Genomic DNA, 17,144 nt, shown 5'->3' on the forward strand with positions numbered 1-17,144 from the left:
CCTCTTGGAATGGGGGCGGGCTCTCCTCCCGCCTTCAATCGGGCGCCGGCCCGCCTCCTGATCGCCCCCCCTCCCCGGCCCAACTCCTCCGGGGTTTCGGGTGGGCGCCATCATGAGCCGGTTGCCCGTTGGCTCCGCTCTTGTCAGGAGCCCTCGCTGAAGCTTTCCCTCCCCGCCGTCGCCGCCGCCTTTTCAACGGAGCGCCCCCGGACTGTCCTCTGAGCTCTCGCAGCACCCGCGAGCGAACACCGCCCTCCAGACGTAGCTCCTGAAGGAACGTGTGCACCTGCTGAGCACCGTGCGGGTGGCGCAGCGCCTCGCTGAGCCGCTCGACGACATCGAGCCGCAACGCCACGGGACCGAACACCTCATAACCCAAGGCCCGCGCACTCCAACCGCCAAGGTCCGCGACGGCGAGAGCCGGTTCTCGTGGAACGCCCTTGGGTGACGGACTCTGATGGAACAGCGCCGTCAGCATGCAACGCCGTTCGAGCGCATGCGGTGCGAGCGCCTCGGCGACGTAGAGGAAGCGCTGCCCCTCGTGGACGCCCAGCGTCTTCAAGCGCTCTCGTGACTCGTCATCCAGGAGCCGCCACTGCTCGTGCGCCTCACCGAGAGAAATCACGCCCAGCCCCTCGGCCAGGCGGTAGGCGAGGCCACGCGTCGCCGCGGAGCGGCCCGCTCCGGTGAGGGCCTCGGCGGGAAAGCCCCCCATGGCTTCAGTGACGAGGTCCCTCGCCAACGCCACCAACCGGCGCTCGAGCTGCCGCCGCGCACCTCCGGTCCAGACCTCCGGCTCCGCGAGCGCGATCTGCGGTGAGCGCCGGTCCTTCCCGCGAACCAGGCGGGCCAGCGGCTGCCCTTCGAACGAGATGCTTCCGGATGCGTCCACCTGGAAGGCGTCATGCGTCGCGTCGACCACCCGCTGGACGAACTGCTCCTCGGTCATCGCGGCGCCGTCAGCGCCCGGCACCTCCCCCAGCAGGAGCCCCAATTTGGCGAAGGGGCTGTCCGACGCGGACGGAAGGCGTGTGGCGGCCCTCACGAATCGGCGTGCACTCCTCCGTGCGGCCCGTTGCACGAAGCGCTCCACGAGCCGCTCATGAAGGGCGTCGCCCAACGCGTCCTCGATGCGGCGGGTGCGCTCCTGCCACTGCTCGGCGTCGTGCAGCCAGCTCGAACGATGACTGATGTACGTCCAGATGCGGATGGCGGCCAGCCGGTCCATCAGCGTGTGGATGTCTCCGGATACATCATCGAGCGGCGACACCTGTCTGGCCAGCCAGTCATGTTCCAGCTTCCCGTCACCCGCGGAGAGCTGAAGGAAGGTCTCACGCAACAGCGCGACGTGCTGACCGAACAGGCCCTTGCGAAAATCCGGAATCTGGCAGACCTGCCACAGCAGCTCGACCATGGCCCGGTCCGTGGCGATCTCCCGAATGGCAGGGGCGTTCGAGAGCTCCTTGAGCACATCGAAGTCGTCCGCGCGCTCCACCCGGATGAAGGCATTGTGGCTCGGAGCCCGCGACAACGAATCAAGCAGGGACTCCGGGCTCGAGAAATCGAGCGCCGCATTGCGCCAGATGAGACTACGTACCGACGGGAACCGGTGTGACTCGATGGCCGCGGCCGCCCGCGGAGACAGCTCGGGCAGGGTGTTCAGGGTTCCGAAACTCCCGTCGTTCAAGTGACGCCCTGCGCGGCCTGCGATCTGGGCCAGCTCGTCCGGGAAGAGGTCTCGCTGCTCGGCGCCGTCGAACTTGGAGAGCGCCGCGAAGGCAACGTGGTTGAGGTCGAGGTTCAGACCCATCCCAATGGCATCGGTGGCCACGAGGTACTGAACCTCCCCTGCCTGGTACATCGCCACCTGTGCATTGCGCGTCCTCGGGGAGAGCGCGCCCAGCACCACGGCAACCCCGCCACGAAGGCGGCGCAGCGCTTCGGCGAGCTCGTACACGCGGTCCGCGGAGAACGCGACCACGGCCGAGCGCGGAGGAAGGCTCTTCAGGGAGCGGCGCCCAGAATAGCGGAGCTGGGACAGGCGGGTGGCGCGCTTCACCGAAGCATGAGGGATGAGCGCCTGGACCATCGGCCGCATCGTGTCCGCGCCGAGGAACCAGGTCTCCTTGAGCCCACGGGCATGGAGCAGTCGATCCGTGAAGACGTGCCCGCGTTCCCGGTGGGCAGCGAGCTGGATTTCATCCACGGCAAGGAAGTCGACCGGCCGATCGGTCGGCATCGCCTCGACCGTACAAATCCAATAATCGGGGCGGGGCGGCAGGCGCTTCTCCTCCCCCGTCATCAATGCGACCCGTCCCTCGCCCACTCGAGCGGTCACCCGGTCGTAGACTTCGCGAGCGAGCAGGCGAAGCGGCAGACCGATCATCCCCGTGTCGTGCTCGAGCATGCGCTCGATGGCGCGGTGCGTCTTCCCCGTATTCGTAGGCCCCAGCTCCGCCACGACGACGGAAGACCGGCTGGAGGGGCTGGAATTCATTGGCGAAGTCTAACCTCGAACAGGGTCCTCCGCCCAGGGCGCTGGCCCACCGAGAGGCCGAGCTGCGGCGGCGCCGCTCTCCGAGGCCCACCAGGAGGCGGCCCGCCACGACACAGAGGGTGACAGCGTGCTGTCACCCCCCCTGTACAAGCACCCGCGCCCCCTCACCGCAGAGGCACGGGAGAGCCCGCCTCGGCGGCGAGCTTCAGCTGCGTGACGCCAATGGCCTAGATGCACTCCGGGGTGAACTGGCGGTAGGTCGAGATCTTGCCCCAACTGCTCCACCAGCCACACGAACAACCCCGGGCACCAATCACGGTCGTATAGGTCGCGTCGCTGTAGTAGGTGTACAGGGTGTCCGGGCTGTTGGCGCAATCGGGCAGCGGGGCCTCCTGCGTGGACAGATTCGCGTTCTCTTCCTGCTCCACGGGACCGCCACAGCCCACCACCATCAGCGCCGTCGCCAACAGACCACCGACAAGACTCGCGCGCATGCGTCCTCCGTTACGGGTTATTCCCCAAACCCTAACAAATTTTCGCTTTCTTGGGAATATCCGATATTCGAGCAGGGCCAGAGACTACCGGACGGCTTTTGTGGGACGCCCCTGCCCCCCGCGTGCAATCTACGCACATGCAGGCACGACTCAGTGAGACCCTTCAAGCGTGGATGCCTCCCGCCGGAAGTGCGGAGACGACGTATGCAGCCAGCTTCCAGCGCATGGCCGAACTGCTGCTCAACACCGCCATCTGCTACGTCGGCGGACAGCCCCACCGCTTCACCGAGCTCGAGTTCTACTTCACCAGTCCAGACCATCCAGACCCGTTCACCCATGGCGACCCGATGCAGTGCGAGCGGGGACGCTGGTACTTCCACCGCGCGGGCAGTCAGTACCGCGGAGGCAGCTACAAGGGGCTGGACATCGCTATCGGAGGACCGGGGGCTCCCGGGGGTATCCTGATTCGCGGAATGGAGCTGCTCGGAGACGCCGGCAGGCTGCTCGATGGCCCATGCCTGTGCGTCGACCACATCCTCGCGCTCACGGGCCATGCCTCCATCGCTTCACTGGTCTCGACCTTCAGCCTCAGTGTGGACCCGGAGCCTTCGGGCGCTTCGCCCCTCTACGTGGTGCTGGACGCCGCACAGGCCCCCGCAAGGAGGGTCTACGCCTCGGCGCGAGTAGGACTCACCCTCAAGCGAGGCACCTCCGAGGAGCGGGTCCGTTACCTCTCCCGGCCCTACCGGTTCCTGACGGAGCCGGCACGCATCAAGAAGGGACGGCTGCATGTCGCTGTTGCGCTCCACGCGCAGGGGCACTCCGAGGACGAGGTGGCAAGGCTGACGGGCTCCAGTGTGTCGCAGGTGCGCCGGTACGTCGCCCAGTACGAAGTGGGCAGGGGCCGCGCTCCCGCGGAGTTTGCCAGGGACCTGTCAACGGACGAGACCTGCCAGTTGCTCGGCGCCTGCTCGCGTTGAAGGGCCGCCAGCCAGCGTCGCGGCAGGGCGGGTGCCCTCGAGCTCCTCACGGGTTCGCAGCGTGCTTACCCACAACCTGCGCGATCGCATCAAGGACGAGCTCAGGTTGCGACATCTGGGGGAAGTGGCCGCTGCGATCCGCAACGATGCGTTCGCCTTGCGAGGAGAGGCTGGCAAGAGCTTCCTGATGCCGGGCACGAAGGCGCAGGGCCTCCGCGGACGTCAGCCAGCCTGGCGGCGTCTTCCCGCCGGACACCACTCGCAGCGGCACATCGGGAAAAGCCGGCGCTTCCGCGATCTGGGCAACGGTTCGCGCCTCATTGCTGATTTCGTCGTTCGGCTCCGGACGCGAAAAGAAGTTGAGCGCGCCGTTCATCACTCGCTGGGCCCTGGACTGATGGGCCTTCATCATGCCGATGTCGTCGGGCGCGGTCGCTTCGAGAAACACGACGCCCATGACATCTTTCGGATACAAACGCGCGAAGAGGTTCGCGAACAAACCACCGAACGAGTGGCCCACCATCACGTAGGGCCCTTCGATGCCGAGCTCGTGCAGAAGACGCCGCAGCGTTCGAACGACCACCTCGCCAGTCTGTGGCTCAGTAGGGCGTGAGCTCCCGCCGACCCCCGGCCGATCATAGGCGACAACAGTGCCAAGTTTCTCGATCGCCGGATAGAGCTTGTACCAACCTTCAAGCGGTCCGCCCGCCCCGTTGATGAGAACAATCGGTGGCTTGCCTTGCCCGGCAACCGAGTACGTCAACCTCCGGCCCTCTATCGTGACTTCACGCCTCTGCGGAAGGTTCTTCATTTCATACACGCCCTGTCATCAGCCCGCTCAAACCCAACACCACGCATGCAAATAGAGGACACCCCAACATCAGGGGAGACGCCAGTCATTTCACCCTGGGGAAAATGAGCGGACCTTACGATCCTCGGGGAGGCTACTACCGCCCCTTCTGGGAGATGCTGCGCAGCGTCCACGACGAGGACATCTCCGCGTGGGTCCGCCAGCAGGTGGCCTGACTCCAGGCTGCCCCGCCCGCAAGTGTGAACGGGGCGGCAGGCCCGGGCGCTCGAAGTCCGCACCTGGACAGGAGGGCACGGCTCGCTGACGCGACGGTGACATGCCGGAGGTACGAGCAGGTCATGGCGTCCCAAGAGCGCGTCGAGACCCTCCGGGTTGAAATGGAAGTGAAGCCCAGGCTGCGCGGCGTGTCGCACGCGTTCGCCTTCGTTGCAGCACTCGCCGGGTTCTTCTTCCTGGCCCTGGCGCCAGCGGAGGGCGTGCGGCACCTGGCCGGCATGGTGTTCGGCGTCAGCCTCGTGCTGATGTTCGGCATCAGCGCGACGTACCACTGTCCCAACTGGAGCTCCGCCACCGCCCAGCGCATCCAGCGGTTCGACCATGCGGCCATCTATGTCCTCATCGCGGGGACCTTCACGCCCATGGCCACTCTGGACGCGGCGGGAGGCTGGGGCCCGCGGCTGCTCTGGGTGATGTGGGCCGCGGCGCTCCTGGGTGCCGGGCTCGCACTGCTGGGCCTCTCCGGGCCGCGGGGGCTCCGCTCCGTGCTCTATGTCGTGCTGGGGGCGGTGTCACTCCCGGTGTTGCTGCGGCTGCCAGACGTCATTGGCCCGGCGCGTGTCGGGTGGCTCCTCTTCGGGGCCGTCCTCTATGCCCTGGGCGCCGGGGTCTATGCGCGCAGATGGCCGGACCCACGCCCCACCGTCTTTGGCTACCACGAGCTGTTCCACCTCATGGTCATCGCCGCGGCCGCCGTGCACTACGCCGTCATCCTCGACGTGCTGTGGGGCCAGTGAGGCCCGTGCTCGGGAACACCACTTTCGCGTGAAACCGCGGAGGCGGTCGTGTCACTACCCTCCGGAATACCACGGGTCCTGAGCTCAGGTCGCGGCGGATGACCCTCATGGTCCGGACATGGAAACCCTCATACGTTGCCTGACTGCCCTGAAAGGCACAGCGGAATCATCAATGAAGATACTGTTTTCCCTTCTAGCGATGCTCATCTTCCCCACGTTTGCTCGGGCCGAGACCCCCGCCGAACACATAAAATCCAATGCTCGCGAATTCAAAAATCTCGATGTTTCCCCTGCCTTGCTAGGCTCTATCGAGAACCACAAGCTCATCCTCCTGGGTGAATCTCATGGCACCAACGAGATGCCCGATTATGCCTTCAAGATCATTGAAGCGATGGCGCAGAAACACGATGTCGCCATTGGCCTGGAATTCCCCACGGATATCCAAGGCCAAATTGATTCATTTCTAAAAACGGGTGATGAGAAGGTTCTGGCGGCGCTCGACTTCTTCCAGGACGCCAATTACCACTCAGGGCGGGGAAGCGAGGCCATGGTGCGCCTTCTCAAGAACATCCGCACCTTGCCCAGGGCAAAGGTCTTTTGCTTTGATATTCCAAAGCCTCAAAAAGGCCAGGCTGTCAGCAACGACCGCGACACAAAGATGGCGATGACCATTCTTGATTTCATCAAGAAGAATCCAAGCCGCACGGTCATCACCTTCTCTGGCAACCTCCACTCTCGCTTGACCGTTGGCACTCCGTGGGATCCGGACTCCAAAAACATGGGTTCCGAAGTGTTGAGACTCTCAAAAGGAGCTCTCTCCCTCAAGAATTCGCGCAACCTCCAGTTCCGCTATGACGAAGGCGCAGCGTGGCAATGCTGGCCTGACAGCAATGAAAAGATCGTGTGCGGAGGCAAGACCTTCGGCCCGGTCAATACGGTCTACCGAACTGCGGTGCCTTTCGAACGTTATTTTCTTGAAGAGCCTGAGATGACGGACGGGCATTTCAATTCTATTTTCATCAAGAGGGTCTCGGCGTCTCTGCCTTGGAAGCTCAGCCCTCGGTAAGGGCCAGCCCCTGAGCCGTCGCGCACCATCTCGCGAAAGTGAGTTGGGAGCCCAGGATTGAGGCCTGGGCTCCTGGGCCAGCCGTCAGCTTCTCGGCGGGTGGTGAATGTGCGTGCAGCTCGTCGGGTTGCCCAGCGTCTTCATCTCCTCATCTGTGGCGTTGCGCTCGAACCGCCACGGGTTGATCGAGCGGTTGACGGTGTCCCCCGGACACTGCCCCGCGTCCACCCACTCGGAGTTGGTGTAGACCTTCCCGTCAAAGATGACGTGGAACCGCTCATTGCTCGTACTTTGTTGCTCGTCCCAGGCTTCCAGCGGCCGCTCGTTGCCCGACAGCTCCCGCCCTCCCGCCAGCTTGCCCTTTACTTCCTGAGTTTCCTTCGCGTTGTGCATGAGATTCATCCTCCTGGCTCAACGGTGAGCACCTCCACGAGCGAGAGGAAGGGAGAACGAGGAAGGGTAGAGGGAGAGAGGCAGTCGCACACCCGGCCCCCAGCGTGCAGGCATGCAGGGAATACGCGCCGTTCGACGCGCGGCGCTAGCGCGGGTCTCCTTCGCACCGGGTCTCGAGTGGGAGGACCCACGGCTTGGGCCCCAGACCCTCCTCCTCGGCGGCGAGGTCCACCCGCGGATCAATGAGCGGGCAAAAGGGCCTCCCGTTGAGAGAGACCTGGACGTCCGCGCGGACCTCGACCCCGGGAATGCCCGTGCGCTCGGCGAGCATGTGCGCGAAGGCAAGGATGAGCTCCGGCTCGGTTATCATCCGCCCCGCCTGCTTGTCGGTGAGCAGCCCCTCGGGATTGAGCTCCCAGCGCGCGCCCGTGCGAGAGTCCGTGGCGTAGAAGCGGCCCTGGCCGAGCCGCTCGCGGATCCGCAGGTGCCAACTGAACCGGAAGCCCTCGCCCGTCCACAGGACGTTGCCCGGATACAGCCAGTGTCTCAGCGGCAGAAACCCCTGCACGAGGAAGTACACCGCAAGCACGGGCAGCACCCAGCGGGGGGTGGCTCCCGGCGGCGAGACGGGAACGGCCGGAGCCCGCCTCCCCACGAGGCGCCGGGGCCAGGAGGGCTCGAAGAAGACGAGCAGCGCCAGCACCATGAGCCAGGGAAAGATGCCCAGGGGCAGCAGGGCTCCGGACAGCACATGGAAGGCCACGAGCGCCGCGTAGGCATAGGGTCGCACCGGGCGCCACAACAGCAGCGGCGGAGCACACAGCACCACGAGCGCGCCTCCCCAACTGCTCAGCGCCGCCTGCGCCTCCACGGAGACGAGCGGTGCGAGCACCCTGGCCCCCGCGCTCGTCGCGAGCCACAGCCGCATCGGCTGGTGATGAACGAGCCAGTCCGGCTGGAGCTTGGCGAGCCCCGAGAACAGATACACCCCGAGGAACTGGGCCCGGAGCGTGTACAGCGTCCAGGCGGGAACGGTGCCGCGCGCGAGCTCCGGCCGCCTGCGAGCATCGAGCGAGGCCCCTACGGACAGCGGCATGAGCGCCAGCAGGCCGCACAGCAGGCACACCAGGTAGTAGTGGTTGAGGTAGTGCGTGACATCCAGGAGCTGCACGTAGGCGAAGAGCCCCCCGAAGAGCGCCGCGCACAGGCGGGGCCAGGCCCCCACCATCAGTCCGAAAGCGAGCACGCCCAGCACACCAAAGAGCGCGTACATGCCCATGGGCGGCAGCGGCTTCAACCACCCGAAGCCGTAGTACGGGAAGTACACGCGCGGCGAGATGTAATAGGCGTCAATCCACCCGTGGAGGAAGTAGCGAGCGATGGCCGCCACGAGCACCGCCCCCAGGAAGACGCGCAGGGCGATCAGGAACGCAGCATCCACCGGCGCGTCCAGGCGTCGGCTCCAGGACTCCATGTGCGCTCAGTCGGAGTCCGAGTCCCCACTGCCGCTCGACGACGGAGGTTCCCCCACGTCCAGGCTGTCCTCGTGGTACACGTCGTAGCGGATGACCACCTTGGTGCCGTCGGCGAACTCCATGGTCACCGTGCCGTCGATGCTCTCGTCGAGCTTCAGGACCGCCTTGACCACTCCCGCGACGAGCAGCGGCGTCACATCCGGCGTGAGCACCTCCCACTCGAGCGCCAGCGGGTATTCGGGGTTCTGAGAAGAACCACACGTCCCGGTGCCCGCGTCCCCCGTCCCCGCGTCCCCCGTCCCCGCGTCCTCGACGCCACCATCGCTCTGCACGGGAGGACAGGGCCCCCCATTCGTGGGCAACGAATAGCTTTCGCCAAAAACAGAGATGTGGTGGAGCGTGCCGCGCACCTTGAGCTTGCCCTTCCCACAGCTCAGGTTGAGCACGGTGTGGTCCACCGAGGCTCCGTTCGGCGCGCGGTACAGCGTGTGGTGCTCACTTTCGGGATCGACCTCTCCGGAAATATCCACGCCTCCGACCTGTCCCTCGCACGTCCCGGTGGAGCTCGTGGCGGTGAGACACGCGCATCGGGAGGTCGCTGCGAGCAGCACGAGGCAGAGGGGCAGGAAGAGACGGGCCGGACGGTTCATGGCACACAAACTATCAGTTCCCCGGCTCCTTCGGGAGCACGCGCCCCCACCTCATGAATGCGGCCGTGCAGCCCGGCGCACATCGGCGCGCAGAAGCGTGTACACGCGCGGACCAGGTCCCGTCTCGTGAAGCCCCTGGTCGTGGGTTTGCAATGTGTGCGCCTCGGGAGGCGCGCACATGCCCATGACACCTCAACATCATCGGGTCGAGGAACACTGTGAGCTGCATCCGGAAGCGCCCACGGTCGGCAGCTGCAGGAAGTGTGGCCGCTTCATCTGTGCCGCATGCGCCCAACAGAGAGAGAGCGGCGTGTACTGCACGGAGTGCGCGAGCACGCTCTACCGCCACCAGCCTGCCGCTGCTGCCGTGACGTGGATCTCGCCGCTCTCCTTCATCTCACTGCTGGTGTCGGTGGTGGGCTGCATGTTCGTACCGTTCGGAGCCGTCGGCGCGGTGCTCGGCGCGTGGGAGCTCATCCGCATCCGCCAGGGGAAAGCGCATCGTGACGGGTGGCCCATGGCGCTCCTGGGATTCATGAGCGGCTGTGTGACGGGCCCAGTGTTTCTCTGGCTGTTGCTCTTTCACATGGCGGGCTGAACCCGAGGCGTGTCGCCGGAACGCCACGTGGGTACGCGCGCCCGCCAGGAGTCGTGGGCGCGCGCGAGGCCAGCGGCCTACTCTGTCACTCGCAAGAACCGGAAAGATTCCGGTAGAACTCAGTGGACCGTCCCCAGGTGACGGGGCCGTAGCATTCGCACGAGCGCTCACCCACCCTCACGGTAAAGGTCGCGTCGCTGTAGTAGATCCACTTGTTGTAGGTCGTGTAGTCGTCGCAGATGATCTGATCCTCTCGGGTCTCCAGAGAAGGCGATTGCTCTGCCTCGACCTCAGCACCACCACAACCCGCCAACAGCATTCCCGCGACCAGCAACAGCCCTCGTGCGACACGCTTTCCCGCCATGTGTTTCTCCGAGCGAGGCGCCTGTACCTCCGTGGAACAGGGCCTCAGCCAGTGTCCGGCACACATGCATGGAAGTCGAGCAATTGTGGAGCACCCGGGGATGCCCACGGCACCTGCCATTTCAGGCCAGTTTCGCAGCGAGGCTCGCGTGGCCCGCCTTACGGGCGCGGTCGGAGGCCGACTCGCCGTTCCGGTTGCGCAGGGTGCGGTCCGCGCCCCTGGCCAGGAGCTTGTCGATGACGCCCCCGTGCTCATTGCGAGCCGCGGTGTGCAGGGGGGTATTGCCCCCCTCGTCCGGGATGTTCGGGTCGGCGCCCATCTCGAGGAGCAGGTTCACGCCCGAGTCACTTCCCATCCAGGCGGCGAGGAACAGCGGGGTGGCGCCGGATTCGTCCCGCGCGTTGAGATCCAGGCCGGGCTGGTGCTTGAGGATGATCTGCATCGACGCGTAGCGCTTCATGGCCGCGTAGTGCAGCAACGTCTGCCCCTCGTGCTCGGTGGGCTTCGAGGCGTCGATGCCACGCGCCAGCATGGCCGTGAGCACCTCGTTCGGCTGGTTCAGACCAATCGCCATGGCGACGGGCGTGAAGTAGAGCGTCTCCGGGGGATTGCCCAGCTTGACGCGCTCGTCGAGCGGCGAACCCGCGGCAACCAGCGCGAGGACGAAGTCGGCCGGCATGTGGAGGATGAGCGCCTTGGCCAGGGCCGTCTCGCCGTCCTTGTCACGAGCCCCCGCATCCGCGCCGTGCGCGAGCAGCAGCTTGACGGCGGCGGTGGCCATGGCCTCGCGCTCACCGTTCTTGTAGCCACCGTCCTTGCGCTGGCGGAACAGGGCGACGAGGTGGTGCAGCGGCGTGTTGCCGGATGCCATGGGCGTGTTGACGTTGGCGCCGGCCTTCAGCAGCGCCTCGACGATGCCAAGATGGTGGGCGGTCAGCGCGAGGTAGAGCGGGGTGATGCCGTTGTCCTCGCCGCTGCCATTGGGCTGGGCACCGTGGGCCAGCAGCACCTCCACCGCGCCGAGGGCGTCCTGGAAGGAGCCTCGCAGACAGGCGTGGTGGAGCGCCGTCCAGCCAGCCTCCTCGTCGCTGTCCTTGCCCTGGGTCGCGTTCACGGGAGCGCCGGACTCGATGAGCGCCAGGAGAATGTCCGAGGGGATGGAGCCAGCGCGCGAGGCCGCGGCGCTCAGGGGGGCGCGGCCGAATGGGTCTCGAGTGTTCGTGTCAGCGGTGGGGGCCAGGGTACGAACGGCCGCGGCATCTCCGCGAGCGATGGCTTCGAGCAAGGCTTGAGACATGATGATTCCTTCGAAGTGACGGTGCCGGGTTGGCTGAATCGACTCCATGCCAAAGAGCGGCTTGAAATCCAAGGCTCCTTGAACCATGCGACCAACGCCTGAATGGGCGCCGCCGCCGTCGAGGTGACCGCTACGGATTGGGACCTCCCCAGCGATCAGTTCCGCTTCTACGACGATGAGCAATGAGCCGCAGCTCGAGGACTTTGTGGTACTGGCCACCGGAGCGGCACCGCTCTACGTGCACGCACCGACCCAAGGTGTCTGACCCAAGCCAGGACCCCCATGACAAACGCCAGGCCCGCCAACCCCTCCCCCAAGCTTCCCATTTCGTTCGAAGACGTGGCCGCCGCCCATGAGCGTATCCGCGCCGTGGCGCACCGCACGCCCGTGCTGACTTCCGCCACGGCCAACGCCGCCACGGGTGCGGAACTGTTCTTCAAGGCCGAGAACCTGCAGCGCGCCGGCGCTTTCAAGATCCGCGGCGCTTACAACGCCATCTCGCGATTCACGCCTGAACAGAAGGCCGGCGGAGTGATCGCGTTTTCGTCGGGCAACCACGCGCAGGCCATCGCACTGGCGGCGCGGTTGCTCGGCGTACAGGCCGTCATCCTGATGCCCCAGGATGCTTCTGCGATCAAGCTCCGGGCCACGCGCGGCTACGGCGCCGAGGTGGTGCTGTTCGACCGCTACCGGGACGACCGCGAGGCGCTGAGCAAGCGCATCGCCCAGGAACGCGGCATGACGCTGATCCCTCCCTTTGACCATCCCGACGTGATGGCCGGGCAGGGCACGGCGGCCAAGGAGCTGTTCGAGGAAACGGGGCCGCTGGACCTGTTGGTGGCGTGCCTGGGCGGAGGCGGACTGTTGTCGGGCTGCGCGGTGACGGCGCATGCCATGTCACCGGGATGCCGCGTCATCGGCGTGGAGCCGGAGGCCGGCAATGACGGCCAGCGCAGCCTGCGCGCCGAAGAGATCGTCCACATCGACACGCCGCGCACCATTGCCGACGGCGCGCAAACGCAACACCTGGGCCAGCACACCTTCGCGGTGATTCGCGAACGGGTGGACGACATCGTCACCGTCAGCGATGCCGAGCTGGTCGAGACCATGAAGTTCTTCGCCAGCCGCATGAAGATGGTCGCCGAGCCCACCGGGTGCCTGGCCGCGGCTGCCGTATTGCAGGGAAAGCTGGACGTCAAAGGCAAGCGCGTCGGCATCATCGTGTCTGGCGGCAACGTCGACCTGCAGCTCTTTGCCCGGTTGATCCAGGAGAGCGAAGGCGGCGCCGCATGACCGCCGGTGCCGCAGGCCGAGTCCGCACCTGGAACACTCCCCTGTTCCTGTCTGGATTGTTGACTGCCACACAATGAATATCCGTAGCGGAATTTCCTACTCGTATCACTCTCACGTCCTTAGGAGCTGAAGCGCCACGGTCTGGTCAATTCATTCCCCCTGGTGTGCCGGAGCGACAGGAAAGCCGCGTCCCTGCTACTGTCTGAACGGGGCTTCCAGGAAAGGGCGCTCCAGCACTGATTTCGGGGGAATCTCTACATGAACGATGTGACCGCGCGGTCTCCAGTTGCATTAGAGCAGCAATCCGCGGAGCGCCTGTCCACGAGGCGCGGACGTCAGATCAGCCATGACATCTGGGGGCTCGTGCAGCGTGGCCTGGTCTATCCCGCGCCGTTCGCGCTGTTCGCGACCTTCTGGCGCAAGCCCGATGGAACCGGCAATCCGGTGACCCTGGAGGTTCTCCGGCGTCTGATGAAGGACGTCCGCGAGGAGATCCATGAGAAGTACGGAAGCGCCAATACCACCGCCATCGTCGGCGTCGGCTTCCGGCTCTGGCAGGAGTGGTGTGCGGCGGCGGGCACCGAGCTCCCCAAGGGGATGAAGTTCCTCTTCCCGGAGAAGGATGCGCCCGCCTACCGCTCGTCCGTGTTCTCCCGCTCGGCGGGAACCTTCGTCGATTCGCAAGGCGATCTCTGGTTCCACATCAAGTCCGATGACGAGAAACACTGCGATGGGGTCTTCGAGTTCATCCGCAAGCGGTTGGAGGAGGAGGAGCGCAGTATGGTCTCCCCGCCCGGCGCCAACCAGAAGGCCGCCACGAAGTCCACGCGCCCGGATAAACGCGGCGGCAAGGTGCTCGGCTGCCGGTTCTCCGAGAACCTGAACAATCCCGCCGACCCCGTCTCCATCCAGGCCCAGACCCTGGTCGGATTCGAGGATCCGGCGCACATTGGCGCCTCCTTCGTGGTCGCGCAGCGCTTCATCATCAACTGGGAGCACCTCCTCACCATGAGCCCCCAGCAGATAGAGGACCTCGTGGGGCGCACGACCGAGGACATCCTCATCCCCACTCACGACACCCGGAGCCATATCAAGAGCGCCCGCGTTCAGGACGCCCAGGGCAACACCATGCAGGTGCTCCGGCTGAGCCTCCCCTTCGGGAGGTCGCATGCCCTGGAGAACGACGAGCTGCTAGCCAGGGGGGCGAGCCTTCGGGACGAGGAGGGGCTCTACTTCGCGGGCTACTCCCGGAGTGTCCAGGTGCTCGAATCCATCATGAACCAGCAGATCGGTGACGTGAGCGGATTCATGCGGGACCGGCTCCTCTCCGAGCTGAACGCCAACCTGGGAGGCTTCTACTACGTCCCCAGCCAGGCGGACCTCGGCCTGGAACCGGTGCCGCTCAAGGGAGCGGATGAGATGGACTGGACGCGCTTCCCCGGAGTGGACTGGAGCCGGCTGGACCGGCACTTCGACATGTCCTCGCCGAACGGGTACATGCAGTACAACCACAAGAACTACCTGTTCGAGATGTCCACGATGTCCGCGGAGGATCGCAAGAAGTACCTGCCGCCCTCCAACCGGGTGCTGCAGCTCCTCGCCAACGCCTTCTCCCGCTGGCAGGACAACTGGTATTTCGATCGGTCCCAGCAGGAGCTCCAACACCTGTGTGCCTATGTCGCGCGCAAGTACGGCGCGGACAAGGCCCGGGAGGTGATGGGGCTCTCCGTCGCCGAGCGCATGGGCTGGACCATCAAGGTGAGCCTCGGGGATGTCTTCGTGGATCCCGCCTACGGATTCCGGGGACGGCGGCAGGACAAGAACGGCAACTGGTACAACGGTGCCGACACCTACCGCATCCACCCGGCGGAGCTCATCGTGGGAGCCCTGCCCAACATCGGACTCGGACAGGGCCGCCACGTCATCGACTACGCCCGTGAGGAGGAGCGCATCGGCAACTTCTTCGCGGGGTTGAGCTTTGCGTCCGGCGTCGGCCACGTCGTGCCCGGCTTCCAGCGGGTATTGGACAAGGGCCTCGGAGGCATCGTGGCCGAGGTGAATGCCCGGCACGACTCGACGACCGACGAGAAGAAGCGCCAGTTCTACCGGGGCGTCCTGCGGGCGCTCGAGGGCGTCCAGGAGCATTGTCTGGCCTACGCGCGGCTGGCGGGCGAGCTGGCGTCCTCCCTGGAGAGCAGCCAGAGAGCCGAACGGGACAACCTGCTGGCCATCCAGGAGCGGATGAAGCGGCTCTCCAGCGCACCTCCCAAGACGTTCCTCGAGGCCGCCCAGCTCATCTTCACGGTGCACGCGTGCCTGCACCTCATCGGCGAGCCCACGGCCATCGGCCGGCTCGATCAGATGCTCTTCCCCTTCTACGAGCGGGACGTGGCGAACGGGAAGCTCGACGACGAGCAGGCGCAGGAGATCATCGACTGCTTCTGGATCAAGGTCGGCGAGAAGGTGCAGCTCAACCGCCAGTTCGTCGAGGATCATCAGCCCTTCGGTAACCTCGCGATGGGCGGCATGAGCGGTAACTACCCGCAGGGCGCCGCCAACAACCAGTGGATCCAACAGGTGACCGTGGGCGGCACCGTGGCGGATGCAACGCCAGGAGAGGGCAAGCCCGCGTACAACCGGGTGACGATGCTATGCCTGCGCGCCGCCCGGCGTCTGCCGCTCAACGCCCCCTGCCTGTCCCTGCGCGTGCGCAAGGACATCCCTCAGGAGTACCTGCACGAGGCCTCGCTCGCGGTGCTGAGCGGCGGCGCGCACCCCATCCTGCTCAGCGATGAGAAGATCATCCCAGGCCTCAAGCACAGTGGAGACGGCGTGGGCAAGGGCACCGGGGAGACGGCCTTCACGCCCGTGGCGGACAAGGCCGGAGGGACGTGGCGCAGCGAGGTGGAGCTCCAGGACGCACGCAACTACGCCTGCGATGGCTGCTACGAGCCGCAGCTCGTCGGCAAGAACTGGTTCACCCTGGGCGGGATGAGCCTCCTGCAGCCGCTCGAGGCCGCGCTCAACCAGGGCAAGAACTGGGCCTCCGCCGGACCCATGTACTTCCGCGGCCAGCGCGTGTCGTTCACCTCACCGCCCCCCACGGAGATTCGCTCGTTCGAGCAGCTCCTGGAGCTCTTCATCCAGCACCTGAGCTGGATGTACGCCAAGCAGGCGGACGGGCTGCTCGGCGTCTTCGGCACGATGAACGCCGTCTGCCCGTCGCCGCTGCTGTCCGTGTTCATCGACGACTGCCTGGACAAGGGGCTGGACTTCTACGAGGGCGGGGCGCGCTACAACATGGTGGCCCCCTGCTTCACCGGCTCCTCCACGGTGATCAACTCGCTGTACGCCATCCAGAAGATGGTGTTCGACCCGAACACCGCGGTGACCTCGCTGCCGGAGCTCGTGGAGGCGCTCATCTGCGACTGGGGCTACAAGATGGATGAGCCGTTCATCAGCACGCTCGCCGGCCCGGCTCGCATCGAGTCCAAGGCCGAGCGGTACAAGAAGCTGCGGGAGGTGGCCATGGCGCTGCCCAAGTACGGCCGAGGCGACCCGGAGCTCGACCGCCTGGGCAACGAGCTGCTCCGGCGCGTCGCGGAGACGACGATGCGCGTCTTCACCGAGCCGGCGGCACCCACCGCCCAGAAGATGGTGGAGCTCGCGCGGCGGCTCGGAACGCCGGACAAGCCCTTCGGCGGTTTCCAGCTCCAACCGGGAGTGGGGACGTTCGAGAACTACTTCGAGTTCGGCGCCATGTTCGGCGCCTCGGCGGATGGCCGGCGCCTCGGGGAGACGCTCGCCTCGGACCTGAGCCCGTCGCCAAGCTTCGCGGACCAACCCGTGAAACACCAGGAGGCGAGCTTCATCCAGGCGCTCTCCGGCTACACGGGGGCGGGCGCGGACTCCTTCACGAGCGGCGCTCCCACGGACTTCAACATCCGCGAGGAATTCTCCGTCAGCGCGCTCCAGCGGGTACTCACCGCGTTCGCCGAGGGCAAGGGCTCCAACATCCTGACGATAACCTGCGCCAACCCGGAGACCTTCGCGGAGGGCTCGCGAAACCCGGAGAAGTACGACGTGCTGCGCGTGCGGATGGGCGGCTGGTCGGAGTTCTTCGTGGCCATGTTCCCCGGACACCAGGACCAGCACCAACGGCGTCCGCTCAGCACTCCTGACGAGAAGCGCTGACCGGCGACGGCTCCGGTGG

At 65.9% G+C, this 17,144-nt stretch carries 14 protein-coding genes; 6 read left to right on the forward strand and 8 right to left on the reverse strand.

Annotation, left to right across the window (positions count from 1 at the left end):
* Window positions 1–34: 34 nt before the first annotated feature.
* Entirely contained in the window at window positions 35–2,497 is a 2,463-nt protein-coding gene (locus DAT35_RS23875; protein WP_108069441.1) for a helicase-related protein, read from the reverse strand.
* A 227-nt stretch (window positions 2,498–2,724) separates the two neighbouring features.
* Window positions 2,725–2,991 (reverse strand): hypothetical protein, encoded by a 267-nt coding sequence (locus DAT35_RS23880; RefSeq protein ID WP_108069442.1) that lies wholly within the window; start codon window positions 2,989–2,991, stop codon window positions 2,725–2,727.
* 173 nt (window positions 2,992–3,164) lie between these two features.
* On the opposite strand from DAT35_RS23880, the gene DAT35_RS23885 reads away from it, so the two are divergent.
* A complete protein-coding gene (locus DAT35_RS23885) occupies window positions 3,165–3,971 on the forward strand; it encodes a DNA-3-methyladenine glycosylase (RefSeq protein WP_158501846.1) in 807 nt (268 codons plus the stop codon).
* A 46-nt stretch (window positions 3,972–4,017) separates the two neighbouring features.
* Here the strand turns inward: DAT35_RS23885 and DAT35_RS23890 are convergent, their stop codons facing one another.
* Complete coding sequence (locus DAT35_RS23890; RefSeq protein ID WP_108069444.1) at window positions 4,018–4,782, reverse strand: alpha/beta fold hydrolase; 765 nt, start codon at window positions 4,780–4,782, stop codon at window positions 4,018–4,020.
* A 338-nt stretch (window positions 4,783–5,120) separates the two neighbouring features.
* Here DAT35_RS23890 and DAT35_RS23895 point away from each other — a divergent pair, with 338 nt between their 5' ends.
* Both DAT35_RS23895 and DAT35_RS23900 read left to right on the forward strand, forming a co-directional pair.
* Entirely contained in the window at window positions 5,121–5,795 is a 675-nt protein-coding gene (locus tag DAT35_RS23895) for a hemolysin III family protein (RefSeq protein WP_108069445.1), read from the forward strand.
* Window positions 5,796–5,967: 172 nt separating this feature from the next.
* Window positions 5,968–6,861 (forward strand): ChaN family lipoprotein, encoded by an 894-nt coding sequence (locus DAT35_RS23900; RefSeq protein WP_108069446.1) that lies wholly within the window; start codon window positions 5,968–5,970, stop codon window positions 6,859–6,861.
* A gap of 84 nt (window positions 6,862–6,945) precedes the next feature.
* Here the strand turns inward: DAT35_RS23900 and DAT35_RS23905 are convergent, their stop codons facing one another.
* The 3 genes from DAT35_RS23905 to DAT35_RS23915 all read right to left on the reverse strand — a co-directional run bounded on the left by DAT35_RS23905 (window position 6,946) and on the right by DAT35_RS23915 (window position 9,379).
* The gene (locus tag DAT35_RS23905; RefSeq protein ID WP_108069447.1) at window positions 6,946–7,254 is read right to left on the reverse strand and encodes a hypothetical protein; all 309 of its coding nucleotides are present in this window, start codon (window positions 7,252–7,254) and stop codon (window positions 6,946–6,948) included.
* A gap of 145 nt (window positions 7,255–7,399) precedes the next feature.
* Window positions 7,400–8,728 carry an HTTM domain-containing protein gene (locus DAT35_RS23910; protein WP_108069448.1) on the reverse strand — a complete coding sequence of 443 codons (1,329 nt, stop codon included), beginning with the start codon at window positions 8,726–8,728 and terminating at the stop codon, window positions 7,400–7,402.
* A 6-nt stretch (window positions 8,729–8,734) separates the two neighbouring features.
* Window positions 8,735–9,379 carry a hypothetical protein gene (locus DAT35_RS23915; RefSeq protein ID WP_108069449.1) on the reverse strand — a complete coding sequence of 215 codons (645 nt, stop codon included), beginning with the start codon at window positions 9,377–9,379 and terminating at the stop codon, window positions 8,735–8,737.
* A 310-nt stretch (window positions 9,380–9,689) separates the two neighbouring features.
* Here DAT35_RS23915 and DAT35_RS23920 point away from each other — a divergent pair, with 310 nt between their 5' ends.
* On the forward strand, window positions 9,690–9,977 hold the full coding sequence (locus DAT35_RS23920; RefSeq protein WP_146209855.1) for a hypothetical protein: 288 nt from the start codon (window positions 9,690–9,692) through the stop codon (window positions 9,975–9,977).
* A gap of 85 nt (window positions 9,978–10,062) precedes the next feature.
* Here the strand turns inward: DAT35_RS23920 and DAT35_RS23925 are convergent, their stop codons facing one another.
* Complete coding sequence (locus DAT35_RS23925) at window positions 10,063–10,341, reverse strand: hypothetical protein (RefSeq protein WP_108069451.1); 279 nt, start codon at window positions 10,339–10,341, stop codon at window positions 10,063–10,065.
* A gap of 121 nt (window positions 10,342–10,462) precedes the next feature.
* Window positions 10,463–11,638 carry an ankyrin repeat domain-containing protein gene (locus DAT35_RS23930; RefSeq protein ID WP_158501847.1) on the reverse strand — a complete coding sequence of 392 codons (1,176 nt, stop codon included), beginning with the start codon at window positions 11,636–11,638 and terminating at the stop codon, window positions 10,463–10,465.
* A 282-nt stretch (window positions 11,639–11,920) separates the two neighbouring features.
* Between DAT35_RS23930 and DAT35_RS23935 the strand changes: the two genes are divergently transcribed.
* Window positions 11,921–12,931: a threo-3-hydroxy-L-aspartate ammonia-lyase gene (locus tag DAT35_RS23935; RefSeq protein ID WP_108069453.1), complete on the forward strand. Its 1,011-nt coding sequence runs from the start codon at window positions 11,921–11,923 to the stop codon at window positions 12,929–12,931.
* Window positions 12,932–13,189: 258 nt separating this feature from the next.
* The gene (locus tag DAT35_RS23940; protein ID WP_108069454.1) at window positions 13,190–17,125 is read left to right on the forward strand and encodes a Dyp-type peroxidase; all 3,936 of its coding nucleotides are present in this window, start codon (window positions 13,190–13,192) and stop codon (window positions 17,123–17,125) included.
* Window positions 17,126–17,144: the final 19 nt, after the last annotated feature.

Source organism: Vitiosangium sp. GDMCC 1.1324 (genome assembly GCF_003044305.1).
Taxonomy (GTDB): Bacteria; Myxococcota; Myxococcia; order Myxococcales; family Myxococcaceae; genus Archangium.